Source organism: Microbacterium sp. Root61 (genome assembly GCF_001427525.1).
Lineage (GTDB): Bacteria > Actinomycetota > Actinomycetes > Actinomycetales > Microbacteriaceae > Microbacterium.
In genome coordinates this window covers 2,604,296-2,630,361 of record NZ_LMGU01000001.1, presented here as the reverse complement: position 1 = coordinate 2,630,361, position 26,066 = coordinate 2,604,296, and the positions used below count along the sequence as shown (strand labels likewise).

The window sequence follows — 26,066 nt, the reverse complement described above, 5'->3', positions numbered from 1 at the left end:
ACGACGAAGAACCCCTGGTCGGGAACGACCAGGGGTTCTTCTTTTCGGATGTCGGATCAGACGCGCTTCGTCCGGAAGAAGACGAGTGTCAGCACCGCTCCGACGAGGGCGATCACCGCAGCGCCGACGAAGGCGGCGGAGAATCCGTTCGTCAGCGCGACGGGATCACCGAGCGTGCTCGCACCGCACCCGGCGGCGATCGCGGAGACCACGGCGAGGCCGAGTGCGGAGCCGACCTGGTAGCTCGTGTTGACGATGCCGGAGGCGAGGCCGCCCTGCTCCGGCGGAGCGGCGGAGATCGCCGTCTGCAGCGACGGGATGAAGGCCAGTGCCTGGCCGAACGCCACCAGCAGGGACGGTCCGAAGGCGTCCACCCAGTAGTTTCCGTCCGGACGGATGGCGGACATCCAGATGAGCCCAGCGGCGAGGATGAGCAGTCCGAGGACGATGGGGACCTTCGGCCCGAATGCGGCGATGACGCGAGGGGCGAGCACGATCATGCCGATCATGATGAGGATCGTCATCGGCAGCAGAGCGGCGCCCGCGGGGAAGGCGGTGAATCCCAAGACCTGCTGCAGGTAGAGGTTGAGGAAGAACCACATCGGCACCCAGGAGGCGCCCAGCAGCACCTGAGCGATGTTGGCCGCCCCGAGGTTCGGCGAGCGGAAGATCGACAGCGGCATCAGCGGATCACGCTTGACGCGCTGGATGATCAGGAAGGCGCCGAGCAGGACCACGCCGAGGCCGATGGCGACCCAGGTCTCGACCGACATCCATCCCGCCACCTCGGCGCGGACGATCCCGAAGACGAGCGCGGCGAGACCGACCGTGACGGTGAGGGCGCCGAAGACATCGACCGAGCCGCGCGCTCCGAGCTTGCCCGACGGCATCAGCTTCCAGGCGCCGACGAGGGCGACGATCGCGATCGGGACGTTGATGAAGAAGACCCACGGCCACGACACGAATTCCGTGATCACGCCGCCGAGGAACACCCCCGCCGTGCCGCCCGCCGGCGCGGCAGCCCCGTAGAAGGCCATGGCCTTGGTGAGCTCCCTCGGCTCGGAGCCGAACAGCATCATCAGCAGCGTGAGGGCGGCCGGGGCGATCAGGGCGGATCCCGCACCCTGCAGCACGCGACCGGTGAGCTCTATGGCGACGTCGCCGGCGAATCCGGCGACCAGCGAGCCGATACCGAGGATGACCCAGCCCGCCATGAAGATCCGTCGGGGCCCGAACAGGTCGGAGAGGCGCCCGCCGAGCAGGAGCAGGCCCGCCAGTGCGATGACGTACGCGTTGAAGACCCACGAGAGGCTGTTCTGGGTGAAGCCGAGATCGGCCTGCATCTTCGGCAGCGCGACGCCGATGATCGAGGCGTCCATGATGACCATGAACTGCGCCATGGCGATGAGGGCGAGGCCCCACCATCGTGTGCTGCTTCGAGTGACCTGTGTAGACACGGTCTGCTCCGTCCTTGTAGAGGTGCGAGTGCGCAGGGACAGGAGCGCCCCGGCTACAACCGTTAATACCCTAGGGGGGTAGGGTATCCCCATCAACCCTAAGACAGGTCGCCGAGTACGCCGAGTACCGCCGCCCTAGACCTCGGCAGCGGGGTGCGTCCGGACTACTCCAGCGTCGGTACGAGGGTGAGGACGATCTCGTCGACCTCGCGACCGACACCCGGAGCGAATGCCGAGCCGCGCTCCACCTCGGTGAAGCCGACTTTGGCCAGGACGGCGAGCGAGGCGAGGTTGTGCGCCGCGCAGCGCGCGAACAGAGGGCGCTCCGGTTCGCGCGCGACCAGCAGGCGCAGGGAGGTCGTGCCCACACCGCGCCCCCAGCCGTGACGGGCGATCCAGTAGGTGACCTCGCGGTCGCCGTCGACGGTGAACAGGGCGGCCGTGCCGGCGAATCCGCCGTTCTCGGTGACGACCCACATCGACACATCCGGACTCGAGCGCTCGCGCGCGATCCAGGCGTCGAACGCTGCGCGGTCTTCCGGATCGGCGGCGGTGAAGGCCGCGCGCTCGACCGAGACGGGGTCGCGCATCATCTCGAAGATCGCGTCGAGGTCGTCGTCGTCGAGGTCCCGCAGCTCGATATGGGCCACGAAGCCCACGCTAGCGATCGGCGCGGCTCAGCGTAAGCCGTGGATGCGCCGCAGGGTCGCCTCGGCCAGAGCTCCATCGCGGGTCGCAACGGCCTCCCGGAACGCGACGTACTCGGTGGTGCGCTCGATCGGGCATTCGATGCTCGGATGCCACCCTCCGAGATTGCGACGGATGGCGACGTCGCCCTCCTGCATGACCCGTTGGAACGCCACATTCTCGGTCGCGTTCACGATCAGCACGAACAGGCGCGCACTGGCGGCCATGATCTCTCCATGATCGTCGGCTCGCGATGCTTCGACGATGTCGTCGACGATGGCCACGGCATCCGCCAACGCTTCATCGGAGCACCGCGGCACGGCCAGGCTGACCGCATTGCCGAGAAAGAGGGCCGCGAACTCGTGCGTGTCGTCGCGGACCGCGTCGGACGGGCTCGACACTCGGGTGTAGCGGTTGGCGGCGACTTCGACGAGACCGATGCGCTCCAGACGCTGCAGCGCCTCGCGCACGGGTGTCCGGGACACCCCGAGCCACGTCGCCAGCTCGACGTCGCGCAGTCGCTCACCGGGGGCGAGGCGCCCGTCGAGGATGGCGTCGCCCAAGCGCTCGTACACCTCGTCGCCGAGGATCGCCCCGGTCGGATCGACGGGCGCGAACGATGCTGCGGTGCTCATGAGGGAATCCAGCGTACGTGGCGCGCGCGGAGCGGACAGCCGCAGAAATCCGCTCACAGCAAACCGTCACCGAACTGATATATCGGTAGAATGAGCGCTGTCACGCTTTGCGTGGCCTATCCGGGGGGATCCGTCGACGCCCGGGCCATGGAGCGAAAGCCCGAGGCCCGGGCGTCGAATGGTTGTAGGCGCATGCTCGAACGCTCATGCAACATTTGTGTCACCATCCGTCAGCACCGGGTGCGCGCGGTCGGTGGTTTTCGTTACCGTGGGGAAATCCGCGCAGGAGGCGCGGTTTCCTCAGCAGAACGGCATGCAATGAGCACCCAGGGCACGGTCAAGTGGTTCAACTCCGAGAAGGGCTTCGGCTTCATCGCCCCCGATGACGGCGGCGCGGACGTCTTCGCGCACTACAGCGCCATCGAGGCGAGCGGTTACCGCTCCCTCGAGGAGAACCAGCGCGTGGAGTTCGAGGTCGCGCAGGGCCCCAAGGGTCTCCAGGCCGAGAACATCCGACCGATCTAGCATCGGTCACGCGCGGTCCCCGCACACCGTTGTGGCGGGGACCGCGCGTTCAGTCCTTGCCTGTGCCGCGCACGAGTTCGAGCCCGGCACTGGCGAACTGACGCAGTGTCGCGTTCGGCAGGAACGCGCGAGTGAGCCCCGCGCCGATCCGCGTGAGGTCCGCCTCGTCGTGGAACAGCAGATACATGGTCTCGTATCGCGGGTTGAACTTCTGCTTGAACTTATGCAGCGACTGGAACCCGTAGACCGGTTCGAGCGCGTCGGCGAGCTTCTCGCTGAGTTCGGCGATCATGCCGGCACCGGGCGGATAGTCGTGCGCCAGCGGAGCCCCCGACAGCGACATGATCTCGGCGCCCTCTTCGGAGAACTGGCGCGCCGACGATCCGATGAGGTACTCCATCACGGGGCCGAACCCGCCGTCACGGCGGCGCATCAGATCCAGCGTCCAGCCCCGCACCGCTCCGCCGGGACCGTAGACCGGAAGCCACGACAGGAACCCGTCGACATCCCCCTGCGGGGAGAGCGCGAGCGCGAGGCGCACCTCCGGGTCCTCCGCCTCGACGAGCGTGCCGAGAGTGAACCCCATCTCGGGGAGCCCCTTGTCGCCGACCCACATCTCGGAGATGGCGCGGATCTGCTGCTGGATGCCCCACGTCTCGTCCTTGAGATGCGTCATCCGGAATGTCATCTCCTCGCGCCCGGCGCGATTGAGCGATGACCGCACCGAATTCCACTGCTTGCCGGTGAACTGTAGCCCGGGCAGGTCGACGATCGTGTCGTCGGCCACCACGAGGCTGCGCCAGGTGGAGGGTACGGCGGCCTTGGTCGCGTCGGAAGAGCTGAAGAAGCACGGGATGAGGCCGGCGCGCTCGGCCATCTGGATGAACTCGCGCACCGAGGCGTCGCGGCCCTCCTCGGGACCGAGCGGATCGGCCAGGACGATCGCGACGCCGGCCCGACGCTGGTAGACGACGAGCCCCGTCGAGGTGCGGGCGTAGCTGTTGCCGTCCCATGTGCTCATCCACGAGAGCGTGCCGCCGCCGAAACGACGGATGTCGTCCTTCACCTCGGTGATGTCGGGCGGAGCCGTCGCGCCGAGGGTCGCCTTGCGGTGGGCGCGGAAGGCCTTGCGCACCCAGATCAGGTAGATGAACAGGAGCATCCACAGCACGGCCGTGGCGATCGCGAGGCTCGGGTCGCCGTCGAGCGAGATGTCGGTCTCGCCGAGCTGGCGGGCGATCACCAGGACCGCGACCAGCAATGCGCCGATCAGCATGTTGAAGATCGCCAGGATCAGCGACACGACCCAGGCCCACCGGCGACCGCGCCGCAGACCGTTCGCGACGATCAGGATGACGGCGGTGTCGATGGCGACGTCGATGAACCCGCCGGACGCCGGCTCGGTGGCGCCGAACGGTCCACTCGTGGGGACGAGAAGCGTGATGATCTGGGTCGCCCCCAGCACCAGGATCGCGATGAAGGCGATCAGGCGCTGTTCGCGGATCGTGGTGCGCTGGATGCGCAGCGAACGGTCGACGAACAGGACCAGCCCGACGGCCATCGCGTGCTCGACGTCGGCCAGCGCGCCCCAGAACAGCATCGCGATGAAGACGAACGCGATGAGTACGAGCCAGGCGCGCACGCGCCAGGGGGCCACGAGCAGGCCGATGGCGGCGGCGATGCACGCCATCGTTCCGCCGGAGGGCCCGACGTCGGTCAGGAGTGCCTCCGCCTGTGCCCACGGCCAGGGCAGCAGCGAGCCGACCCACAGGAGCAGCGCGGTGCTGAAGATCGCGAACAGCTGCCCGAGGCTGAAGTACGCGAGTGCGACGCGCGAGCCGCGCTTGAGCTCGAGGTAGGCCATGCCGAAGAAGCCGGAGATCGTGAACAGGTACACCCACGGCTGGTTGACGAAGAAGGTGCCGGTGACCGGCGTCCACCATTGGCCCTCGAGCAGGGCCGGCAGTCCATATGCCACATACGGGAACAGCGGGTTGTCCTCGAACGGTGACCACAGACCTCCCCACACCACCCCGACCACCAGCAGCACGCCGATGAACGAGAGCGTCGCGGGAATCCTCGAGAGCACCGTCAGGAGCGGGGAGCGGGTTCGCGCGGCGGTGTCAGTCACGCCCTCACGATAGCGGCGCGTTCCGTCGCGCGTGGGCGGGTGCGTCGGGCGCGGCGGGAGTCGGGTGGGGGTGCGGTGGGGTCGGGCGGAAGCTTCGCGAGGTTTCGGCTGATGTCGCGCGTGGCGTCAGCGACCGCTGAGCCGCTCGTACGCGGCCAGCGCCTGGGCGTCCTCGGCGTGCCGCATCGCGCGTCGTGCGGCATCCAGTGCCTCCACCGGGTCCTGCGACTGGCGGGCTCCGGCGAGCTCGGCCTGCGCGGCGGCGAGTCGCACCCGCGCGTCGGCGCCGGCGTGCGCGTGGGCGACGGATGCCTCGGCCTGCGCGATCGCGTTGCGCGCCGCCGCGACCGTCCCGGGCAGCGCTGTGCGTGCCCCGCGGAGCCGCTGCTGCGCCGTCCGGGCGTCGCCGAGGGCCATGTCCAGCCGATCGCGGATGCGGGCGATGGCATCGATCGTCGCGGTGGGGCGTCGGTCCGCGTGGGGCTCGAGCGCGGCCAAGGCGGCGTCGGCCTCGCGGATCGCCGCGCCGAGTCGGTCGGCGTCGACGGGCTCGAGTCCTTCGCGAGTTACCCGCGCCTGGCGCAGCGCCGCATGCGCGGCCTCGAACTCACCGGGAAGCGCGGCGGAAGCCTGGGTGACGAGTCGGTGCCGCTCCTCGAGCGTGCGCGCCTCGGACTGTGCCCCGCGCAGCGCCCGTTCGGCCTGCGCCAGTTCGGGCAGGGCGGTGCGGCTCGGATCGTCGGCACGCTCGGCGGCGGTGGCGAGCAGGCGTGCTGCGGCGTTGGCCTGTGTGACGGCTGCGTTCGCCGCGGTCGCGGCATCCTTCCACTCGCTCTCGTCGAAGCGGGTCGAGAGGTCGCTGACGAGCGCGCCCGGGTCGCCCATCGACTCGCGCAGACCGGCGAGGCGGCGGGTCGCGCCGGTCACCTGGTCGCGCGCCGTGACGTTGCGACGCACCCACTCCGTGTGCTCGTCGCGCGCACGGGCGATCACCCCGAGGGCCTGGTCGGCGCGCGAGCGGATGCGGGCGGACGTGCGCTCGATGTCCTGCGGCAGGGCCGCGGTGTCGGAGGAGATCGCCCGGTAGTCCTCGAACGCCTGGTCGCGCGCATGCTGAGCGGTCATCCGCGCTCGGCGGAGCGACGGCGGCGCATCGCCCCCGTACAGTGCGCCGGACAGCTCGACCTCGAGGTCGGCCTCCTCGATCGCATCGTCCAGCGCGACCAGCGCGACGCCGGCGCGCGTGCGCTCGGCTTCGGCCGCGGCACGGGCACGGGGTGAGCGGCGCGCGCGCCGTGCGGCCCAGAAGATCGCGGTGAGTGCGATCGCGGTGACGCCGAACACCACCAGAGCCGGCACGAGCCAGCTCAGGATGGAGGCGACGATCTCAGGCATCGCGGTCGCCCTCGGTGTCGGCATCCGGAATCAGGAGGAGGCTCCGCAGCTCCTCGATCGTGGCGACCGCGGCTTGGGCGCCTTCGGCCTCGTGCGGCCAGCTGAAGCCCCAGTGCACGAAGATGACGGGGACGTCGTGGATCGCGCCGCCTTCGACGTCGTGGTGCCGGTCGCCGATCAGCACGGGGCGGCTGGTGTCGACACCGGCGCGCTCCAGGCGGCGCAATGCCTCGGCGATGACGTCCGCCTTCGAGCTGCGGAGGTTCTTGTCTTCGTCGGCGCCCACGATCGCGGCGAAGTGCGGGGTGAGTGCGAAGTGCTCGAGGAGGGCGACCACCTGCACCTCGGGCTTGGAGCTGGCCGTCGCCTGCGGGACGCCCGCGGCATCGAGATCGGCGATCAGTTCGCCCACACCGGGGTAGAGGCGGGCGCCGGTCGTGTAGCCGTCCTGCTTCCCGAGCGTGCGGTAGAACGCGACGGCCTCGGTGGCCTGCTCCGGCGTCATGCCGAGCTGCTTCTGGAACGTCTCGAACATCGGCGGACCGATCCAGTGCACGAGCTCGGCGGTCGTGACCTCGGGGTGCCCGTAGTGCCGCATCGCGATGCCGAGGCGGCGGAGGATCCCCTCGGAGGCGTCGACCACAGTGCCGTCGACATCCCACAGAACACAGGACCAGGGGGATCGGTGCGGCATGCCCTCAGCCTACGGGCTGCCCCCATCCGGTCTGCATGCTCGCGACGCGCGGGGAAGCCCGTACATTCAGGGCAAGTGAAGCGAGGTTGTCAGAACAGGCGCGGGGCGCCCGAGTCGATGCCCTTCATCTCGTCGTAATCGAGCGTGACGCAGCGGATGCCGCGGTCCGTTGCCAGGACGCGGGCCTGAGGCTTGATCTCCTGGGCGGCGAACACGCCCGTGACGGGGGCGAGGTGCGGGTCGCGACCGAGCAGCTCGAGGTAGCGGGTGAGCTGCTCGACGCCGTCGATGTCGCCGCGGCGCTTCACCTCGACGGCGATGGTGCCGCCCTCGGGGTTGCGCAGCAGCAGGTCGACCGGACCGATCGCGGTGGGGAACTCGCGGCGCACGAGGGTGAGGCCGTCGCCGATGACGCCGACCTGATCGGCCAGCAGACGCTGGAGGTCGGCCTCGACGCCGTCCTTGATGAGCCCGGGATCCACGCCGAGCTCGTGCGCGGAGTCGTGGATGATCTCGTGGATGCGGACGAGCAGCGTGTCGCCGGACTTCCCGTGCGTGACCCGCCACTGCTCGACGACACCGTCGGCGATGGCCTCGTCATCCGGGATCTCCGTCGTCAGCGAGCACGGCGGACTCATCCAGTTCAGCGGCTTGTAGGAGCCGCCGTCGGAGTGCACGAGCAGGCTGCCGTCGGCCTTGTGCACGAGCAGGCGGGTGGCCAGCGGCAGGTGCGCATTGAGACGCCCCGCGTAGTCCACGGAGCATTGGGCTATGACGAGACGCACCCGACGAGCCTACCCGCGCTCACGCAGGGCCGGCCCCGCGTGAGCGCTCGGACCGGATCAGTCGTGGGGGTGGCCGGCGCCCACCGTCGAGCCGGCGATGGGCTTCGCGGCGGAGGAGGCCAGACCGGATGCCACGATCAGGCCGACCAGGATGTACAAGGTGTTCAGCAGCCCGATGTGGTCGCTGATGAAGCCGAGGAGGGGCGGTCCGGCGAGGAACGCGATGTACCCGATCGTCGCAGCCGCGCTGACTCGCGCAGCGGCCTTTGCCGGGTCATCGGCTGCGGCGGACATGCCGAGCGGGAAGCCGAGGGAGACTCCGGCGCCCCACAGCGCGGCACCGACGAAGACGAGCGGGATGTTCGGCGCGAGGATGAACAGCAGCAGTCCCGCGGTGGCGGTGACCGCCAGCACACGCAGCGTGGCGACACGTCCGAACCGGTCCACGAGCGGGCCGCCGGCGATGCGGACGACGGTCATGCTGACCGAGAACACGGCGAGCCCCGCGGCGCCCAGCGCCTGACCGGCGCCGTGGCCCTCGGCCACCCCGAGCGCGAGCCAGTCATTGGCCCCGCCCTCCGCGAAGGCCATGCCGAGCATGATCACGCCGAGGGCATAGGTGCGCGCCTCCTTCCACGGTGAGAGCGCGAGGCGCAGGCGATCCCGCCACGTCGAGGCCGGGACGGCGGCGTGCGGGTCCTCCGGATCCATCGCGACGTCCCGGCGCGGCACGTTGGCGATGCTCACGAGGGCGATCACCACGATCAGCACGGTGATGATGGCGGTGTGCGCGAGCACGTCGATGTTCCAGGCGATGGCGAGGAAGCCGAGTGCGGCGCCGATCACGGTGCCGAAGCTGAAGAAGGCGTGGAACAGCGGGAGGATCGTCCGGTCCGAGTACTTCTCGATCGCTGCGCCCTCGACGTTCATCATCACGTCGACGGCGCCGTTGCCCAGTCCGAACATCGCGAGGCCGACGGCGACGAGCGCGTAGGAGTGCGCGACATCCGTCCCGATCCCGACCACGACCACACCGGCCGCGAAGACGAGCATCGCCCCGAGCATGCCGCGGCGGGCACCGACTCGCGCCAGGATGACCGAGCTCAGCGAGAGCCCGATGATCGACGCGATTCCGGCCGCGAGCAGCAGCAGTCCGACCTCCGAGTTGGAGATGTCGAGCTGCACCTTGATCGCCGGCACGCGCGACGCCCACGTCGCGATCGACAGTCCGCTGGCCAGGAAGATCGCGAAGATCGCGGTCCGCCAACGGACGAGCTGAGAGCGAGTGAGCGTGGAGTCCATGGAGAAAGCGTACTCGAATCGATTCGACGCCTGGAATTGCCCCGAGTACGATCAATCTCGATGAGCACCCGCAGAGCCACCATCCTCGACGTCGCCCGCCAGGCGGGCGTATCCCCGTCGACGGCGTCGGTCGTCTTCAGCGGCAAGACGCCGGTGTCGGATGCCACGCGCCGGCGTGTGCTGGACGCCGCCGAGTCGCTCGGCTACACCGGCCCGGATCCGCGTGCCGCCTCGCTGCGGCGCGGGCGCTCGGGCATCGTCGGGGTCGTCTTCGAGGAGCACCTCGGTGCCGCGTTCCAGGACCCGGTGAAGATCCTCGTGATGGACGGCCTGACCGACGGCGTCGCCGCGCTCGGGGCCGGACTGCTCCTGCTGCGCGACGATGGCCCCGCGGGCGTCGAGCCGACGGTCACCTCGGCGCCGCTCGATGCCGCAGTGCTGATCGGCTGCAGCGGTCGGATGCGCGAGTCGCTCGAGATCCTCAGGGGTCGCGGCATCCCGGTCGTCGTGATCGAGGGCGATGCGGGCGAGGGCATCCCGCAGATCCGTCTGGACAACCGCGAGGCGCAGCGGCACGCGGCCAGCCACCTCCGCTCGCTCGGCCACGCGCGCGTCGCGATCGTGTCGCTGCCGAAGGACAGGGCGCGCATCCCCGGTCTTATCGTCGACGAGTCCGGCATCGAGGTCGACGTCACCCGCGATCGGCTGCGCGGCGCGCGCGACATCTTCCCGGATGCCCCTGCCTATGCCGCGGTCAAGAGCTCGATCGACGAGGGGCTCGCCGCCGGTCGGGTGCTGCTCGCCGACCCCGCCGACCGGCCCACCGCGATCATCGCGCAGAGCGACCTGCTCGCGGCCGGGGTGCTGCGCGCCGCCGAAGAGGCGGGACTGCGCGTGCCCGAGGACCTCAGCGTCACCGGCTTCGACGGGATCGTGGTCGACGGCCTGGCGCCATACGTGCTGACCACCCTCGTGCAGCCCGCGACGGACAAGGGGCGTGCGGCGGGGCAGGCCGTGGCCGCCATGCTCGAGGGCCGGGATGCGGCATCCATCCTCTTCACGTGCGAATTCCGGGAGGGCAACACCACCGGCCCCGCCCCCGATCAGCCCGCGAAATCGCGGAAAGTGGCCGCATTCGGGGCCTAGATCGAGCACTTTTCGTGATCTCGCGGGGCGGTGTGGGGCCAGGAACGTCGGCGGCACGAAACGGCCGCCCGTAGAATAAAGGTCACCCCGATCGCCTGAGCAGCATCCCGTTCCGCTGCCGTCGACGACCATGAGGAGGCTGCAGCCATGCTGATCCTCCTCGGCGCGTTCGCGATCCTTCCTCTGGCACTCCCGTGGCTGGTGCGCCGCATCGGCGCCCGCGCGTTCTACGTCGCCGCGCTGCTCCCGGTTGCGGCATTCGCGCACACGCTGTGGCTCACGCCCGAGGTGCAGAGCGGTCACACGCCGTTCGAGTCCTTCGACTGGATCCCGTCGCTCGGCATCTCGCTGTCGATGCGGATGGACACCCTCGCGTGGGTGATGACCCTGATCGTCACGGGTGTCGGCGCGCTCGTGATGATCTACTGCCGCTGGTATTTCCGGGGCAAGACCGAGGGCCTCGGCCAGTTCTCTGCCGTGCTCCTCGCCTTCGCCGGCGCCATGTACGGGCTGGTGCTCACCGACGACCTCGTCGTGCTGGTGATGTTCTGGGAGATCACCAGCATCCTGTCCTACCTGCTGATCGGGTACTACCACCGCCGCGGAGCGAGCCGTCGCGCCGCGCTCCAGGCCCTGCTGGTCACCACGCTCGGCGGACTGGTCATGCTGATCGGCGTCGTGCTGATGGTCGTGGAGACCGGCACCTCGAGTCTGTCCGGCATCCTCGCCATGGCACCGACCGGACCTGTGATCGATGCCGCGCTGATCCTGCTGCTGGTCGGAGCGCTGAGCAAGTCGGCCATCTTCCCGTTCCACTTCTGGCTTCCCGGAGCAATGGCCGCGCCGACCCCGGTCAGCGCGTACCTCCACGCCGCGGCGATGGTGAAGGCGGGCATCTACCTCATCGCCCGCCTCGCGCCGGTGTTCGCGATCGCGGCCCCGTGGCGCCCCATCGTCATCTCGCTCGGCGTCTTCACGATGCTGCTGGGCGGCGTGCAGGCCCTGCGCGAGACCGACCTCAAGCGCATCCTCGCCTTCGGCACCGTGAGTCAGCTGGGCCTGCTGACCGTCGTGCTCGGCTACGGCACCCAGGATGCCGCGCTCGCCGGTCTCGCGCTCCTGATCGGTCATGCCCTCTTCAAGTCCGCCCTCTTCCTCGTCGTCGGTGTGATCGACCGGCAGCTGTCGACCCGCGACATCAGCGAGCTCAGCGGCGTCGGGCGCCAGGCTCCGGTCATGGCGGTCGCCTCGTTCATCGCGGTCGCCTCGATGGTCGGCGTCATCCCGACGATCGGCTTCGTCGCCAAGGAGGGCGCGATCACCGCGCTTCTGAACGAGGCTCAGGGCGGTGCCGTGTGGGGCATCGTGGCGCTGGTCGGTGTTGCCCTGGGCTCCGTGCTCACCGCCGGCTACGGCATCCGCTTCCTCTGGGGCGCGTTCTGGACGAAGAAGGTCGCCGCACCCACTCCGGCCGGCGCCGACGCCGTCCGCTCCGGTCGTGGCGGACGAGGCGCGCGCACGGCCCTGCCGCCGACGCCGTGGCCGGACCCGCCCATCGGCTTCCTCGGCGCCCCGGTGCTGCTGGCCGTCATCACCGTCATCGCCGGCATCCTGTCTCCGATCATGGATGCCTCGCTGCAGGGGTACTCCACCACCCTCCCGGCCTCGACGCCCGGCGTCCCGCCGCCGGACCACGCCTACCACCTGGCTCTCTGGCACGGACTCGAACCGGCGCTGTGGATCTCGCTGGCCGCGCTGACCGTCGGTGCAGTCGTCTTCTGGTTCACCAGATCCTGGATGCCGCGGATGCGCGTGCTGCCGTTCACCGCGGCCGACGTGTACAACGCACTGCTGCGCGGCATCGCGCGTCTCTCGGTCGTGACCACGACCTTCACGCAGCGCGGCTCGCTGCCGGTGTACGTCGGCACGATCTTCATCGTCTTCGTCGCCGCGGAGGGCACCGCACTGCTGGCCGGAGACGACTGGAAGGCGCAGCTGGACCTGTTCCACACGCCGATGCAGCTGGTCGTGGCCCCGATCATGATCGTCGCAGGACTCATCGCCGTGCGGGCGCGCAAACGCTACACCGGGGTCGTGCTCGTCTCGGTCACCGGCCTCGGCATGGTCATGTTGTTCGCGACCAGCGGCGCCCCCGACCTGGCTCTCACGCAGATCCTGGTCGAGACCGTGACGCTCGTCGCGTTCGCCCTGGTGCTGCGGCGGATCCCGGCGCGCATGGGCGAGCACAACGCCTCGGTCTGGCCGGTCGCCCGTGCGCTGATCGCCGTCGCGGTGGGTGTGACCATGGCCGTCGTCGCGGTGGTGGCGACCGCCGCGCGCAACGTCAAGCCGATCTCCGAGTCGTTCCCCGAGCTGGCCTACGAGCTGGGTCACGGCAAGAACGTCGTCAACGTCGCCCTCGTCGACCTCCGCGGGTGGGACACCATGGGCGAGCTGTCGGTGCTGATCCTCGCGGCCACGGGCGTGGCATCCCTCGTCTTCGTCACCCATCGCGCCGACACGCTCTCGACCCTCACCGCCCCGCTGCCTGCCGGCTCACGCCGCACGCGCCGCCCCCTGGTCGAGACCGACGAGGGCATCCGCCCTCGCATCGACGGCGGTCGCCGCCAGCCGCAGGCGTGGCTCGTCGGCGGCCAGCGGGTGCGACCCGAGAACCGGTCGATCATGCTCGAGGTGATCGTCCGCATCCTCTTCCACACCATCATCATCGTGTCGCTGTACCTGCTGTTCGCGGGGCACAACCTCCCGGGCGGCGGCTTCGCCGGCGGGCTCGTGGCGGGCATGGCGCTGGTCATGCGGTACGTCGCAGGCGGACGCTACGAGCTGGGCGCGGCGGCACCGACGGATGCCGGACGACTGCTCGGCGTCGGCATGACGCTGGCCGTCGGCTGCGCGGTGGTCCCGCTGTTCTTCGGACTCTCGCCTCTCACCAGCGCCTTCTTCGAGGCCGACATCCCCGTCCTCGGTCACATCGAGTTCGTGACCTCCACGATCTTCGACATCGGCGTGTACCTCGTGGTCATCGGGCTCGTGCTCGACGTGCTGCGCAGCCTCGGCGCCGAGGTCGACCGCCAGGCGCAGGCACTGCGCACGACCGCTCCGCGACAGAGTGGGGTGAGTCCTTCATGAACGTCTCGCTCGTCCTGATCGTCGTGATGGCGGTGCTGTTCGCGTGCGGTGTGTACGCGATGCTCGAACGCAGTCTGACCCGCGTGCTGATCGGGTTCCTGCTGCTGGGCAACGCCACCAACCTGCTGCTGCTCATCGTGATGGGCAAGCCGGGCGTCGCGCCGTTCTTCGGGGCCGCGGCATCCCCCGAAGACATGTCCGACCCGCTGCCGCAGGCCCTCACGCTCACCGCCATCGTGATCACGTTTGCGGTCTCGGCGTTCCTGCTGGCCCTCATCTACCGCTCGTGGCAGCTCGGCCAGGCGGACACCGTCGAGGACGACGCCGAGGACATCGCGATCCGTGAACGCGGCATCGAAGACGAAGACACGATGGATGACGACAACGAGGACGACACGGACGACCTGCCCACCGACTTCGTGGGTATGGAGACCTCGCCGATCATGATCCTCGGCAGCGGCGATGTGACCGGGCTGCGCGACGACGCTCCGACAGACCGGCCTCACGCCGATCCGAACGGCGGCGACCGATGAACGTCAGCGCGCTGGTTCCCCTCCTCGTCGCCCTCCCCCTGATGGGGGCGGCGGTCGCCCTGATCGCCGGCCGCCATCGGCGCACCCAGGTGGTCGTCTCGATCATCACCCTGACGCTGGTGCTCGTGATCGCCGCGGTGCTGCTGTACGTGGTGGACACCGGGGACCAGCCGATCGCAGTGTCCGTGGGCGGATGGCCGATCCCATTCGGGATCGTGCTGTACGTCGACCGGCTGGCCGCCCTGCTCGTCGTGGTCTCGAGCATCGTGCTGCTCGCGGTGCTGCTGTTCTCCGTCGGCCAGGGCGCCGCGGACGGCGACGACGACACCCCGGTGTCGATCTTCCACCCGTCGTACCTGATCCTCGCCGCCGGCATCTTCAACGCGTTCATCGCCGGTGACCTGTTCAACCTGTACGTCGGATTCGAGATCCTCCTCGTGGCCTCGTACGTGCTGATCACCCTCGGCAGCACCGAGAACCGCATCCGCACCGGCGTCGTCTACATCGTCGTCTCGCTCGTCTCCTCGATCCTGTTCCTCGCGGCGATCGCGATGATCTACGGCGCCCTCGGAACGGTCAACATCGTCCAGCTCTCGATGCGGATGACCGAGCTTCCGCAGGAGATGCAGCTCGTGCTGCATGTGATGCTGCTGCTCGCCTTCAGCATCAAGGCGGCCGTCTTCCCGCTGTCGTTCTGGCTGCCGGACTCGTACCCGACCGCCCCGGCGCCGGTCACGGCGGTGTTCGCGGGCCTGCTGACCAAGGTCGGCGTCTACGCGATGATCCGCACCGAGACCGAGATCTTCCAGGACAACGACGTCAACACTCTGCTGCTGGTGGTGGCGCTGGCCACGATGATCGTGGGGGTGCTCGGTGCCGTCGCACAGGCGGAGCTCAAACGCATCCTGTCGTTCACCCTGGTCAGCCATGTCGGCTACATGGTGTTCGGGTTGGCGATCGCCACACCTGCGGCGATCGGGGCCACGATCTACTACATGGTCCACCACATCGTGGTGCAGACCACGCTGTTCCTCGCGGTCGGGCTGATCGAGCGTCGGGCGGGCAGTACGTCGATCCTGAAGATCAAGGGGCTGATGCGCGCGGCCCCCGTGATCGCCGTGCTGTACTTCATCCCGGCCGTCAACCTGGGCGGGCTGCCGCCGTTCTCCGGGTTCATCGGCAAGTTCGCGCTGTTCGACGCGGCGGCCTCGGTGGGCACACCGCTGATGATGGTGCTGATCGTGGCCGGCATCGTGACGTCGCTGCTGACGCTGTACGCGCTGATGCGCGCGTGGAACCTGGCGTTCTGGCGCGAGGAGGAGGACTCGGCCGAGACGGAGGCGCGCATCTCCTACCTCGGCGGAGCTCCCGCGGGAGTGCAGACGGAGCGCCGCGTCATCCCGCGCATCATGACCGCCGCGACGGCCGGCATGGTCGTGGTGACTCTCGCCCTCACGGTCTTCGCCGGACCCCTGTACGAGGTGTGCGAGCGCATCGGTGCGTCACTGCTGGAGCCGCTCAGTCTCGTCCAGCTCGAGAAGGAGGCGGGGCAGTGAGCCCGCAGGCCGGACGGATGCAGCAGCTGTGGCGGCAGCTGCCCTTCTTCGTGTGGCTGATCGCGCTGTGGATGCTGCTGTGGGGCCAGTTCACGGTCGTCGCGTTCGTGACGGGCCTGCTCGCGGCGATCTTCGTGACCCGGATCTTCCGGCTCCCGCCGGTGGAGCTTTCCGGTCGCGTCAACATCTGGCACGGCCTCGTGTTCGTGGTCGAGTTCGTCGCGGCGCTCGTCATCGGATCGCTCACCGTCGCGTGGCAGGTGCTGGACTTCCGCCGTCAGCCGGGTGCTGCGATCATCGCCGTTCAACTCCGCACCGACGACGACCTGATCATGACGCACGTCGCGGTCACAGCATCCCTCATCCCCGGCTCGCTGATCCTCGAGGCCGATCGCGATCGCCGCATCCTGTATCTGCACATCATCGGCGTCCGGTCGGCGGAGGCCGTCGAGAAGCAGCGCGCAGGCGTGCTGCGGTGGGAGAAGCGGATCGTCATGGCCGTGGGTTCGCGCGCACAGGTCGTGAAGGTGCGGGATGCCGCGGCCCCGGCGTCGACGGGAGGACGCTCGTGAACCCGATGCTCATCACGATCTACGTCGTGTTCTCGCTCGCCGCGCTGCTGACGGTGGTGCGGATCGTGCGCGGGCCGTCGATCCTGGATCGAGCCGTGGCATCCGATGTGCTGCTCACGCTGGTGATGTGCGTGCTGGGCTCCGAGATGGCGATCAACCACCACACGCGCACGCTGCCGGTGCTGCTGATCATCGCCGCCGTAGGCGTGTTCGGCTCGATCTCGATCGCGCGATTCGTCGCGAGAAGGGACAACGAGCAGCGATGAACGAGATCCTGGACACCGTTTCTCTCGTGCTGATCCTGATCGGCGCCCTGCTGTGCCTCACCGCGGCGATCGGTCTGCTGCGCTTCCGCGACGTGCCGACCCGACTGCACGCGGCGACCAAGCCGCAGGTGCTCGGGCTCATCCTGATCTGCCTCGCGATCGCGCTGTCGCTGCGCTCTTGGCCGGTGGTCGCATTCCTCGTGCCGGTCGTGCTCATCCAGCTCGCGACCGCGCCGCTGTCCGCGCACATGGTGGGGCGACAGGCGTACCGCAACGGCACCATCGATGAGCGCTCACTCCTGGTGGACGAACTCGCCGAATCCCGCGAGACGCCGCCAGGAGCGGGCGGCTGAGGACCGTCCGGCATCGCTGAGACGCCGAGACTGCAACCGGGGGTCGAGACACCGGGTGATTCCCGCGGTCTCGACGTCCCGGTGCAGTCTCGCGGAGATGAGCGAGGGGTTCCGGATGCTGCGGCCGGACGCGCGGATCAGTACCAGTTGAACGACTGGGAGTGGCCCCAGGCCGAGCACGGCGTGCCGTAGACGGACGCGATGTAACCCAGGCCCCAGCTGATCTGGGTGGTGGCGCTGGTCGCCCAGTCCGAGCCGGACGAGGCCATCTTCGAGCCGGGGAGCGCCTGCGGGATACCGGTGGCACCGCTCGGGTTGTATGCCTGGTAGTTCCAGCTCGACTCCTTCTGCCACAGCGAACTGAGGCAGGAGAACTGGGCGTCGCCCCAGCCATAGGAGGAGGCGGCCATGGCACGCGCGGTGGCGCGGGCGCCGTCGGGAGTGTTGGCCTGGGCGAGTGCGTCGGCGGCCGCCTGTGCGGCAGCGGCTGCAGCGGCGGCAGCTTCGGCCGCGGCCTGGGCGTTGTACGCGGAGACCGCCGTGGCGACCTCGGCCGCCGACTCGCGGACCAGGCGCGTGAGCACGCGCACCGAGCGGTCGGGCAGGGAGGAGGAGTCGTCGAGCTCGCTGATGCGCTGCGTCAGGGTGGTCGCGTCGACCTTGCCGGCGGCGGACTTCTCGACGGCGGAAGCGACCACGACGTTGAACGCGGCATCCTGATCGATGGGCCGCTCGACCGTGGCGACGACGGTCGCGGCGGGAGTTTCGGCCGGTGCAGTGGCGGCCACGGCGCTCGCGGCGGCTCCGAAGGAGATGCCCGTTGCGGCGACGAGGGCGATGGCGATGGTGGCGGTGGTCAGATTCCGCTTCGCGTGGTGGACGTTGCGAAGGCGGGCGAGGGTGCGAAAGCGCACGGGGCTCCAATGGTCGCGCTTCCCTGCGATACCCCGCGGACGGGGCAGCGGGACGCGTGCGATGACGCGCTCCCCAGCAGGCTGGTCTGCCTCGGCGCTCTCACGGTCGGAGCGGCCGGGAGGCCGCAAGGATCGACGGGAACGTGCCGAGGCATCCGTCGCGATCATCTCGGGTGGGATGCCGCGGCGAACCCGTACACGCTAGACCAGGGTTCCTGGGTGTCCCCTCCGAGCCCACCGCATCCGATTCCCGCGAGCCCACCGCATCCGATTCCCGCGAGCTCACAGAAACGGCCCGCTCGCCGGGGCGGGAACGGGCCGTTCTTGTGAGCTCGCGGGTGGAGCTAGGGGGTCAGGGTCAGCGTGTAGGTCGCGGCATCCTGCACCGCGCCGAGGGTGAACGGCCACGGCGAGAGCTCCACCTTCTGCCACGCCTCGGTCTGGTCGATGTAGTTCGGGTGGAACGCGTGGCCGCTGTTGCCGGTCAGGTGGTTCCACTGCGACGCGTCGAAGTCGGCGAGGTCGACGATCATGCGCATCGAGGGGACCGTGATCGTCTCGAAGCCGTTGCCGATGCTCCAGCCGGTGGCGTTCACGACGGAGGATCCGCCGCCCACGGGGTACGGTCCGCGGTTGAAAAGCCACTCGATCGGTGCGATGCCCGACGAGCCGAACGTGTCGCTGGTCAGAGTCAGCGCATGCAGCGAGCCCCAGTTCCACTTCGCCACGTTGTCGCCCTGGATCGTCGCCAGGCGCTTGTAGGCAGATGTCGCGGCGTGCTCCAGCATCTCCTCCTGGCTGCTCACGCCGAGCTCGTCGTTGATCCACCACTGCGAGCTGGGATCGTCCAGCAGCGTGTCGACGACCTCGAAGAGTCGCCCCTGCCCGGTGGTCGGCGCCGGGTTCTCGCGGCCGCGCACGAACAGGTCCTGCACCAGCTCGTCCCACAGCACATTCGCGTAGGCCGCCGCAGCGGAGTCCGCCTCGTTGCGGGCATCCCACTCGTGCAGCAGCGCGAGCGCGGCATCCGCGCCAGTGTCCCCGGTCTCGACGTCGGCGTAGGCCATCGTGAGGCGCTTGCCCATCCAGAACTCGGTGTCGGCCTGGATCGCCCGCATGTTCTCCGCGGTGAGGTCGCCCTCGGCGGCTTTGCGCTCGATCAGATCGACGATGCGCGCCGCGCGCCACCCGTAGTCCCAGTCGTTCGTGAGGAAGTACGGGTAGTCGTCGCCGACGATCGCGTTGTTCGCCGTGACGATGTAGCCGCTCTCCGGGTTCAGCGACATCGGCAGTTCCTCGAACGGGATGAAGCCCTGCCAGTCGTAGGCGGAGTCCCAGCCCGGTTGCGGCATCGAGCCGTCGCCCGCGCCGCGGATCGGCAGGCTGCCGGGCGTCTGGTACCCGATGTTGCCGTCGATGTCGGCGTAGACGAGGTTCTGGGCCGGCACCTCGAACTTCGCCGCGGCCGCCCGGAACGCCGTGAAGTCCTGCGCGACGTTCAGGGCGAAGATCGCGGTGGGAGTGGTGCCGGGGGTCAACGCCGTCCACTTCAGGCTGACGGCATACTCGCCGGCGGGGTCGTCGGCGGGCGCGGACACGCTGCCGTCTGTGCCGGTGTACGGGTCCTCCGCGATGGTGGTGAAGTCGTCGGTGAGTCCCGAGACGATCGGCCCGTGCACGGTCGACCGGATCTTCAGGGTCACGTCTTCGCCGCCGGCGACCTTGATGGTCTCGGTGCGCTCCTCGAGCGGCACCAGGGCGCCGTCCCGCCAGTACTGGTCGCCCTCGATCTTCTCGAGGTACAGGTCGGTGACGTCCGTGGTCAGGTTCGTGAAGCCCCACGCGATGCGCGCGTTGTGGCCGATGACGACGCCGGGCACGCCGGAGAAGCTGAAGCCGGAGACGTCGAACCCGCACTCCGGGCTGACGACGCGGCACTTCAGGCCGATCTGGTGCCACACGCTGGGCAGGGCCGCGCCGAGGTGAGGATCGTTGGACAGCAGCGGAAGCCCGGTGTCGGTGAGATCGCCCGACACGACCCACGAGTTGGAGCCGATGCCCTCGCCGGCACCGCCGAGCAGGGCGCTCGCGGCTTCGATCACACCGTCGACCTCCTGCCATTGGATGGATGCCGTCACCGTTCCGGTGTCTGCTCGAGCCGACGCGCTCGCCGGCTGCACGGCGGTGAGAGTGGGCACGATCACCGGATTGCGGTCGAACGGATAGCCCGGGTAGAGCTCGGCGAGCTGCGCGGAGTCATAGCCCTGACCGGCGAGCACGGCGCGCTCGGTCTCGTCCTCGATGTTGGTGCGGAGGTCCCAGGCCATCGCCTTCAGCCACGCGACCGAGTCGGCCGGCGTCCACGGCTCGATCTCGTAGTCGGAGTTCTGCAGACCCAGCACGGCGTACTCGAGCGACACGTCGGCGCCCTCGTGCTCGGCGAGGTATGCGTTCACTCCGTCGGCGTAGGCCTCGTAGTACGCGCGGGACGTGTCATCCAGCGCCTTCACCTCCTGCTCGGCGATCTCGTGCCAGCCGAGCGTGCGCAGGAACTTGTCGGTGCCCAGCTGCGATTCGCCGAACAGCTCGGACACGCGCCCGCTCGTGACGTGGCGACGGAAATCCATTTCCCAGAAACGGTCCTGGGCGTGGACGTATCCCTCCGTGAAGAAGAGGTCGTGCGGGTCGTCGGCGACGATGGTGGCGACCCCGAGGTCGTTGCGCAGCACCTCGACCTCTCCGTTCAACCCCTCCACCGCCACCGTGCCGTCCCGCTGGGGGAACGATCGCTGCACGGTCCACATCACGAACCCCGCGGCGATGAGCGCGATCACGATGACGCCGGCGACGATGCCGAACGCCGTGCGGCCGATGATCTGACCCGCGGATGCCTTCTTCCTGCGAGGGACGGCGGGCTCGTCGGTCGTGGGCGCGGTGGGAAGCGTCGTCATTGAAGGCTCTTTCGCATTGTGGAGACTCGGTGCCGGTGCACGCGGACCTCGGTCCCATGCGTTCGGGTCGCACGGGCTGTCCGGGAATAGTATCCCGAGCTCGCACGAAGACGGGCAGCGCGGCGGTTTCACACGAACCCGGCGCTCGACCGAGCGCCGGGCTCGTCACGCTTCAGCCGATGAGGCTCGGCTGGAGGTCGCGCAGCGTGCGGTGATGCGTCTGGCGCGTCACACCGATCGCGGCGGCGATCACGCCCGCGACGAGCCAGCCGCCGAGCACCAGCAGATCCGGGCCGACGCGTGACAGATCACCGCCGTACATGAGCTGGCGGAGGGCGTCCACCACATAGCTCATCGGCAGCACATGATGCAGGCCGGCGAGCGGCGCGGGCAGAGTCTGCCACGGGAACGTGCCACCCGCTGTCACCAGCTGCATGACCATCAGCACCAGCCCGAGGAACTGCCCCACCGATCCGAGCCAGATATTGAGGGCGAGGATGATGGCCGCATAGGTCGCGGAGGCGAAGAGCAGGATGCCGAGGGTGGCCAGCGGATTGGCGAACTGGAAGCCGAGCGCGATCGCCAGCACGCCGAACAGGCCGAGCATCTGGACGCCGCCCAGCAGGGCCGGCGTGGCCCAGCCGGCGAGCGTGACGCGGAACGGCGAATGCAGTGCCGTGACCGCGCGGCGCGAGACCGGCTTGACGATCAGGAACAGCGCGTAGATGCCGATCCACGCCGCGAGTGCGGCGAAGAACGGCGCCAGACCCGCACCGTAGTTCTGCGCGGCCGCAACGGTAGTGGTGTCGATCGCCACTGGGCTGCCCAGTGTGGTGGCCTGCTCCTGCCGGGTCGCGGCATCCGTATCGGGCAGCTGCGCGACACCGTTCTCCAGCCCGGTCTGCAACTGGGCGGCGCCGTCCGAGATCTGCGCCAGCCCGCTGTTCAGGGTGGCGGTGCCCTCGCTCAGGCGCGCGGCGCCGTCGGCCGCCGTGGCGGTGCCGCCCGCGAGCTGCGCGCTGCCGTCGGCGACCTGATGCGCGCCGGAGTTGAGCTGGTCGATCTGCGAGACCGCGGACTGCACGCGCTGGTCGACCGTCGCGACGCGCGCACCGATCGGGTCGAGCTTCGCGAGCACCTCGTCGATGGTGGCCTGGTCGAGCCCGGCATCGGCGAGGCGCTGCGCGATGTCCGCGCGCAGTTCGGGCAGTGCGGCGACGGCGTCGCTGGAGGCCGCACTCACCCGCTGTGCCACACCATCGAGCTCCTGCGTGCCCGCCGCGACCTGGCTCGCGCCCGACGCCAGGGTGGCGGCGCCGTCGCGAAGCGTGGCGGTGCCCGCGGCGAGTTCTGCGGATCCCGAGGCGAGCTGAGCGGCGCCGGATTGTGCCGTGGCAAGGCCATCGACGAGCTGGCCGGCACCCGTCGCCGCATCGCTGAGCTGGAGGCGGATCGTGTTGAGCGCGTCGAGCATCGTGAGACCGGCCTCGCTCACGACCGTCTGGGTGATCGTCGCCTGGATCTTCTCGACCGCCTGCGTGCCGATGGTGGTGGCGAGGTAGTTGTTGGCGTCGTTGGTGCGCAGCTGCAGCTCGGCTTGCCGAGGGTCGGAGGTCGCGATCGAGGCGATCGCCGCGGAGAAGTCCGCGGGGACCTCGATCGAGAAATCGTAGGTGCCGTCATCCAGACCCTGCGCGGCGGTCGCGGCATCCACGCGATGCCAATCGAACGTGCCGTCCTTCACCAGCTCATCGGCGACTTCGTCACCGATGTTGCGGGACGCGCCGTTGATGTCGGCGCCGTCGTCGGCGACCACGAGCGCGACCGGCACCTGGGAGAGGCGGCCGTACGGGTCCTGGTTGGCCCAGAGGTAGAGCCCCCCGTAGAGGATGGGCACGATGAGCAGCGCGGCGAGGGCGAGGATCGCCATCGGTGTCGAGACCAGTCGCCGCAGCTCGGCGAGGATCATCTGCGGGACCTTCATTTCGGCTCCTCCCCCGGAATCGAGCTGTCCGCGCCCGGTGGGGTGATCTCCGGCGTCCCCCCGAACAGCGGAGCGCCGCCGCTCTGCGCCCACGCGGCCTCACGCTCGTCGAACGCGCCGAGCGCTTCGCCGAGGGATGCCTCGGCCTCGGCGATGTCCTTGAGGCTCTGTTCGTGACGGATCGACCACTCCGAGGCGTAGCCGGCGATGACCAGCACGGCGAGCCCGCGAGCGGCGAACTCCTGCGCGAGGCGCCACCAGACCAGCGGTTCGCCGCCGTGGCGGTCGGGCGCCACCAGGACGATGCCCTCGACGCCCTTGCGCAGCACCGCCAGCTCGCACAGCACGCGCAGCCGTTCGGCCGGCCCGACGTTGGCAATCGGTGTCGTCGCCAGCCCCTTGAGTCCGAGCTCGTCCAGCCACCGCCAGGCCGCGAGCGGGTTGGAGCGTCGGCCCGCGAACATCAGCTCCTCCGACACGATGCCCGCCAGCAGCACGCTCGAGTCGGGATCAGACACGTCCGGGGCATCGACCAGCGCAATGCGACGGCGCAGCGCAGAGGCATCCGCTCGTCCGTCGATCAGGACGGTGCCGGAGTCGGGGACCATGCGTCCGGAGGCGAGGAGGCCGAGCACCGTCGGACGCTGCTCGGTCTCGGCGGCGGCGAGCACCGCGGTGCCGGAACGGTAGGCGACGCTCGTCTCGGGCAGCGCCCGCCCCTTGCGGCCTTTGGTGACCGCCTTCAATTCGACGCGCATTCAGTCCTCCTCGAGGATGCCGGGATGAGCAGACAGCAGGTCGACACTCGCCTGCCAGGAGAGACCCGCGATGCTCAGAGCGGCCTTCACGGCGATGGCACGAGCCTCGGGGCTGGAGGCGTCGATTCGGGTGATCGCGCTGCGCGCGGCCTCCTCGATCAGCCGGGCGAGGGTTGCGGCGGGCATGTCGGTGCGCAGCACCGCTTGCTCCTGTCCGCGGCGGACGATCGCCCCCACGGCCTCCCGCAGTGGAGCAAGTGCGACGGCGGTGTCGTGCACGTGTGTTTCGTCCAGGGCGAGGGTCGCGACCACCTGCACGTGCGCGGCCTCCTGCCACAGCAGGGAGGCGAGCCGGGCCAGCGCGACGCGCGGGTCGTCGTCGTCGATCCGCAGGACGACGGCGTTGAACCGCTGCGCGCCGGTGGCGATGACGTCGCGCACGAGTGCATCACGGTCGGGGAAGTGCCCGTACAACGCGCGCCTCGAAAGGCCCGCCGTGCGGGCTATCTCATCGACGGACGCGCGCGGGTCCCGCGCGATCGCCTCGGTCGCGGCCAGGAGGATGCCGGCGCGATTCTCGATGGCATCACGGCGCGGTCGACGGACAGGGGTGGTGGTGGTCACCACACCAGAGTATTAAGTTGCACACTGATGTGCAACTAAATTCGGGAGGGGTCAGTCGGTTCCCAGGTCGAACGCGGAACCCTCGGATGCCTCGTCCACCGCGGCGGCGAGAGCCTCGCCCTGCGCGTCCAGCGGCACGGCGCTCTCGGTGATCTCGTCCGCTTCGCCGGCAGTGACGCGACCGACCAGTTCGCCGGTGGCCCCGCCGATGAGGCCCATCGCGGCGTACTGCTCGAGCCGCGAACGGGAGTCGGCGATGTCGAGGTTGCGCATCGTCAGCTGGCCGATCCGGTCGGTGGGGCCGAACGCGGCGTCGCCGACACGCTCCATCGAGAGCTTCTCGGGGCCGTACGACATGTGCGGCGCAGTCGTGTCCAGGATCGTGTAGTCCTCGCCGCGACGCAGACGCAGTGTCACGGTTCCGGTGATCGTGGAGCCGACCCACTTCTGGATGGACTCGCGCAGCATGAGCGACTGCGGCTCGAGCCAGCGGCCCTCGTACATCAGTCGACCGAGACGCCGACCCTGCTCGTGGTAGGTCGCGAGGGTGTCCTCGTTCACGATGCTGTTCACGAGGCGCTCGTAGGCGATGAACAGCAGCGCCATGCCCGGGGCCTCGTAGATGCCGCGGCTCTTGGCCTCGATGATGCGGTTCTCGATCTGATCGCTCATGCCGAGACCGTGGCGGCCGCCGATGCGGTTGGCCTCGAAGACGAGCGCGACGGGGTCGCCGAACTCGACGCCGTTCAGGGCGACCGGGCGGCCGCTCTCGAACGTGACGGTGACGTCCTCCGTCGCGATCGCGACCGAGTCATCCCAGAAGCGCACGCCCATGATCGGCTCGACTGTCTCCAGCGACACGTTGAGGTGCTCGAGGGTCTTGGCCTCGTGCGTGGCACCCCAGATGTTCGCGTCGGTCGAGTACGCCTTCTCCGCGGAGTCGCGGTAGGGGAAGCCGTGCTCGACGAGCCACTCGCTCATCTCCTGGCGGCCGCCGAGCTCGGTGACGAAGTCGGCATCCAGCCACGGCTTGTAGATGCGCAGCGCCGGGTTGGCCAACAGGCCGTAGCGGTAGAACCGCTCGATGTCGTTGCCCTTGTAGGTCGAGCCGTCGCCCCAGATGTCGACGCCGTCCTCCTTCATGGCGCGCACCAGCAGGGTGCCGGTGACGGCGCGGCCGAGCGGAGTCGTGTTGAAGTAGGTGCGTCCGCCGGAGCGGATGTGGAACGCGCCGCACGCGAGGGCGACGAGGCCCTCCTCGACGAGCGCGGTCTTGCAGTCGATCAGGCGCGAGATCTCGGCGCCGTACTCCAGCGCGCGGCCGGGGATGGCATCGATGTCGTCTTCGTCGGGCTGACCCAGGTCGCCGGTGTACGTGCAGGGGATCGCTCCCTTGTCGCGCATCCAGGCCACGGCGACGGATGTGTCGAGGCCTCCGGAGAAAGCGATGCCGACGCGCTCGCCGACGGGCAGGGACTGAAGGACCTTCGACATGCCTCCAGCCTACCGGGGCCGTCTGCGGGTCGGGATTCTCATCGATCGAGGGCGAATGGATGCGGAGACGCGCCGCAGCGCGCGACTTCTGTCTCACCAGTAACTCTGGTGCACGCGCTCGCCCTCTGGCTAGGCTGACCGCGGGGGAGGTCTG

Annotated in this window: 22 protein-coding genes; 8 read left to right on the top strand and 14 right to left on the bottom strand. The window is 69.4% G+C overall.

The annotated features are described in order from the left end of the window. Positions 1 to 56: 56 nt before the first annotated feature. The 3 genes from ASD65_RS12455 to ASD65_RS12445 all read right to left on the bottom strand — a co-directional run bounded on the left by ASD65_RS12455 (position 57) and on the right by ASD65_RS12445 (position 2,779). Positions 57 to 1,457: an MFS transporter gene (locus ASD65_RS12455; protein ID WP_235566691.1), complete on the bottom strand. Its 1,401-nt coding sequence runs from the start codon at positions 1,455 to 1,457 to the stop codon at positions 57 to 59. 164 nt (positions 1,458 to 1,621) lie between these two features. Further along, on the bottom strand, positions 1,622 to 2,107 hold the full coding sequence (locus ASD65_RS12450) for a GNAT family N-acetyltransferase (RefSeq protein WP_056224820.1): 486 nt from the start codon (positions 2,105 to 2,107) through the stop codon (positions 1,622 to 1,624). 27 nt (positions 2,108 to 2,134) lie between these two features. Then, on the bottom strand, positions 2,135 to 2,779 hold the full coding sequence (locus ASD65_RS12445) for a GntR family transcriptional regulator (RefSeq protein ID WP_056223106.1): 645 nt from the start codon (positions 2,777 to 2,779) through the stop codon (positions 2,135 to 2,137). A 318-nt stretch (positions 2,780 to 3,097) separates the two neighbouring features. Between ASD65_RS12445 and ASD65_RS12440 the strand changes: the two genes are divergently transcribed. Further along, positions 3,098 to 3,304 (top strand): cold-shock protein, encoded by a 207-nt coding sequence (locus ASD65_RS12440; protein ID WP_056223104.1) that lies wholly within the window; start codon positions 3,098 to 3,100, stop codon positions 3,302 to 3,304. A 49-nt stretch (positions 3,305 to 3,353) separates the two neighbouring features. Here the strand turns inward: ASD65_RS12440 and ASD65_RS12435 are convergent, their stop codons facing one another. The 5 genes from ASD65_RS12435 to ASD65_RS12415 all read right to left on the bottom strand — a co-directional run bounded on the left by ASD65_RS12435 (position 3,354) and on the right by ASD65_RS12415 (position 9,611). Continuing rightward, positions 3,354 to 5,435 (bottom strand): bifunctional lysylphosphatidylglycerol flippase/synthetase MprF, encoded by a 2,082-nt coding sequence (locus tag ASD65_RS12435; RefSeq protein WP_056223102.1) that lies wholly within the window; start codon positions 5,433 to 5,435, stop codon positions 3,354 to 3,356. 126 nt (positions 5,436 to 5,561) lie between these two features. Beyond that, complete coding sequence (locus ASD65_RS12430) at positions 5,562 to 6,830, bottom strand: hypothetical protein (protein WP_056224818.1); 1,269 nt, start codon at positions 6,828 to 6,830, stop codon at positions 5,562 to 5,564. Then, positions 6,823 to 7,524, bottom strand: a complete 702-nt coding sequence (locus ASD65_RS12425) for an HAD hydrolase-like protein (RefSeq protein ID WP_056223100.1) — start codon at positions 7,522 to 7,524, stop codon at positions 6,823 to 6,825. The genes ASD65_RS12430 and ASD65_RS12425 overlap by 8 nt, the downstream gene beginning before the upstream one ends. A gap of 89 nt (positions 7,525 to 7,613) precedes the next feature. Then, a complete protein-coding gene (nucS, locus tag ASD65_RS12420; protein WP_056223098.1) occupies positions 7,614 to 8,309 on the bottom strand; it encodes an endonuclease NucS in 696 nt (231 codons plus the stop codon). A gap of 57 nt (positions 8,310 to 8,366) precedes the next feature. Further along, positions 8,367 to 9,611 carry an MFS transporter gene (locus ASD65_RS12415; protein WP_056223096.1) on the bottom strand — a complete coding sequence of 415 codons (1,245 nt, stop codon included), beginning with the start codon at positions 9,609 to 9,611 and terminating at the stop codon, positions 8,367 to 8,369. 60 nt (positions 9,612 to 9,671) lie between these two features. Between ASD65_RS12415 and ASD65_RS12410 the strand changes: the two genes are divergently transcribed. From ASD65_RS12410 to mnhG, 7 genes are all read left to right on the top strand, one after another. After that, positions 9,672 to 10,757, top strand: coding sequence for a LacI family DNA-binding transcriptional regulator (locus ASD65_RS12410; protein ID WP_056223094.1), 1,086 nt, complete (start codon positions 9,672 to 9,674; stop codon positions 10,755 to 10,757). A 147-nt stretch (positions 10,758 to 10,904) separates the two neighbouring features. Next, on the top strand, positions 10,905 to 13,907 hold the full coding sequence (locus ASD65_RS12405; RefSeq protein ID WP_056223092.1) for a Na+/H+ antiporter subunit A: 3,003 nt from the start codon (positions 10,905 to 10,907) through the stop codon (positions 13,905 to 13,907). Beyond that, on the top strand, positions 13,904 to 14,440 hold the full coding sequence (locus ASD65_RS12400; RefSeq protein WP_056223090.1) for a Na(+)/H(+) antiporter subunit C: 537 nt from the start codon (positions 13,904 to 13,906) through the stop codon (positions 14,438 to 14,440). Before ASD65_RS12405 ends, ASD65_RS12400 begins: the two co-directional genes overlap by 4 nt. Beyond that, positions 14,437 to 15,996, top strand: coding sequence for a Na+/H+ antiporter subunit D (locus tag ASD65_RS12395; protein WP_056223088.1), 1,560 nt, complete (start codon positions 14,437 to 14,439; stop codon positions 15,994 to 15,996). Before ASD65_RS12400 ends, ASD65_RS12395 begins: the two co-directional genes overlap by 4 nt. Beyond that, positions 15,993 to 16,568 carry a Na+/H+ antiporter subunit E gene (locus ASD65_RS12390; RefSeq protein WP_442922440.1) on the top strand — a complete coding sequence of 192 codons (576 nt, stop codon included), beginning with the start codon at positions 15,993 to 15,995 and terminating at the stop codon, positions 16,566 to 16,568. Before ASD65_RS12395 ends, ASD65_RS12390 begins: the two co-directional genes overlap by 4 nt. Before the next feature lie 5 nt (positions 16,569 to 16,573). Beyond that, positions 16,574 to 16,834 carry a monovalent cation/H+ antiporter complex subunit F gene (locus ASD65_RS12385; protein ID WP_442922455.1) on the top strand — a complete coding sequence of 87 codons (261 nt, stop codon included), beginning with the start codon at positions 16,574 to 16,576 and terminating at the stop codon, positions 16,832 to 16,834. Continuing rightward, complete coding sequence (mnhG, locus tag ASD65_RS12380) at positions 16,831 to 17,187, top strand: monovalent cation/H(+) antiporter subunit G (protein ID WP_056223084.1); 357 nt, start codon at positions 16,831 to 16,833, stop codon at positions 17,185 to 17,187. Before ASD65_RS12385 ends, mnhG begins: the two co-directional genes overlap by 4 nt. 137 nt (positions 17,188 to 17,324) lie before the next feature. Here the strand turns inward: mnhG and ASD65_RS18820 are convergent, their stop codons facing one another. From ASD65_RS18820 to argG, 6 genes are all read right to left on the bottom strand, one after another. After that, positions 17,325 to 18,101: a hypothetical protein gene (locus ASD65_RS18820; protein WP_082561741.1), complete on the bottom strand. Its 777-nt coding sequence runs from the start codon at positions 18,099 to 18,101 to the stop codon at positions 17,325 to 17,327. A gap of 344 nt (positions 18,102 to 18,445) precedes the next feature. After that, the gene (locus ASD65_RS12370) at positions 18,446 to 21,052 is read right to left on the bottom strand and encodes a penicillin acylase family protein (protein ID WP_200948665.1); all 2,607 of its coding nucleotides are present in this window, start codon (positions 21,050 to 21,052) and stop codon (positions 18,446 to 18,448) included. A gap of 172 nt (positions 21,053 to 21,224) precedes the next feature. Next, on the bottom strand, positions 21,225 to 23,036 hold the full coding sequence (locus ASD65_RS12365) for a YhgE/Pip family protein (RefSeq protein WP_056223083.1): 1,812 nt from the start codon (positions 23,034 to 23,036) through the stop codon (positions 21,225 to 21,227). Next, a complete protein-coding gene (locus ASD65_RS12360; RefSeq protein WP_200948664.1) occupies positions 23,033 to 23,794 on the bottom strand; it encodes a hypothetical protein in 762 nt (253 codons plus the stop codon). The genes ASD65_RS12365 and ASD65_RS12360 overlap by 4 nt, the downstream gene beginning before the upstream one ends. Beyond that, positions 23,795 to 24,418 (bottom strand): TetR/AcrR family transcriptional regulator, encoded by a 624-nt coding sequence (locus tag ASD65_RS12355; protein ID WP_056223081.1) that lies wholly within the window; start codon positions 24,416 to 24,418, stop codon positions 23,795 to 23,797. It abuts the gene before it with no gap. A gap of 51 nt (positions 24,419 to 24,469) precedes the next feature. Further along, positions 24,470 to 25,912: an argininosuccinate synthase gene (gene argG / locus ASD65_RS12350; RefSeq protein ID WP_056223079.1), complete on the bottom strand. Its 1,443-nt coding sequence runs from the start codon at positions 25,910 to 25,912 to the stop codon at positions 24,470 to 24,472. Positions 25,913 to 26,066 lie beyond the last annotated feature (154 nt).

Coding starts and splice junctions, on each gene's coding strand:
- ASD65_RS12445 (WP_056223106.1), bottom strand. CDS start 2,779: ATGAGCACCGCAGCATCGTTCGCGCCCGTCGATCCGACCGGGGCGATC.
- ASD65_RS12440 (WP_056223104.1), top strand. CDS start 3,098: ATGAGCACCCAGGGCACGGTCAAGTGGTTCAACTCCGAGAAGGGCTTC.
- ASD65_RS12430 (WP_056224818.1), bottom strand. CDS start 6,830: ATGCCTGAGATCGTCGCCTCCATCCTGAGCTGGCTCGTGCCGGCTCTG.
- ASD65_RS12425 (WP_056223100.1), bottom strand. CDS start 7,524: ATGCCGCACCGATCCCCCTGGTCCTGTGTTCTGTGGGATGTCGACGGC.
- ASD65_RS12415 (WP_056223096.1), bottom strand. CDS start 9,611: ATGGACTCCACGCTCACTCGCTCTCAGCTCGTCCGTTGGCGGACCGCG.
- ASD65_RS12410 (WP_056223094.1), top strand. CDS start 9,672: ATGAGCACCCGCAGAGCCACCATCCTCGACGTCGCCCGCCAGGCGGGC.
- ASD65_RS12405 (WP_056223092.1), top strand. CDS start 10,905: ATGCTGATCCTCCTCGGCGCGTTCGCGATCCTTCCTCTGGCACTCCCG.
- ASD65_RS12400 (WP_056223090.1), top strand. CDS start 13,904: ATGAACGTCTCGCTCGTCCTGATCGTCGTGATGGCGGTGCTGTTCGCG.
- ASD65_RS12395 (WP_056223088.1), top strand. CDS start 14,437: ATGAACGTCAGCGCGCTGGTTCCCCTCCTCGTCGCCCTCCCCCTGATG.
- ASD65_RS12385 (WP_442922455.1), top strand. CDS start 16,574: ATGCTCATCACGATCTACGTCGTGTTCTCGCTCGCCGCGCTGCTGACG.
- mnhG (WP_056223084.1), top strand. CDS start 16,831: ATGAACGAGATCCTGGACACCGTTTCTCTCGTGCTGATCCTGATCGGC.
- ASD65_RS12370 (WP_200948665.1), bottom strand. CDS start 21,052: ATGACGACGCTTCCCACCGCGCCCACGACCGACGAGCCCGCCGTCCCT.
- ASD65_RS12365 (WP_056223083.1), bottom strand. CDS start 23,036: ATGAAGGTCCCGCAGATGATCCTCGCCGAGCTGCGGCGACTGGTCTCG.
- ASD65_RS12360 (WP_200948664.1), bottom strand. CDS start 23,794: ATGCGCGTCGAATTGAAGGCGGTCACCAAAGGCCGCAAGGGGCGGGCG.
- argG (WP_056223079.1), bottom strand. CDS start 25,912: ATGTCGAAGGTCCTTCAGTCCCTGCCCGTCGGCGAGCGCGTCGGCATC.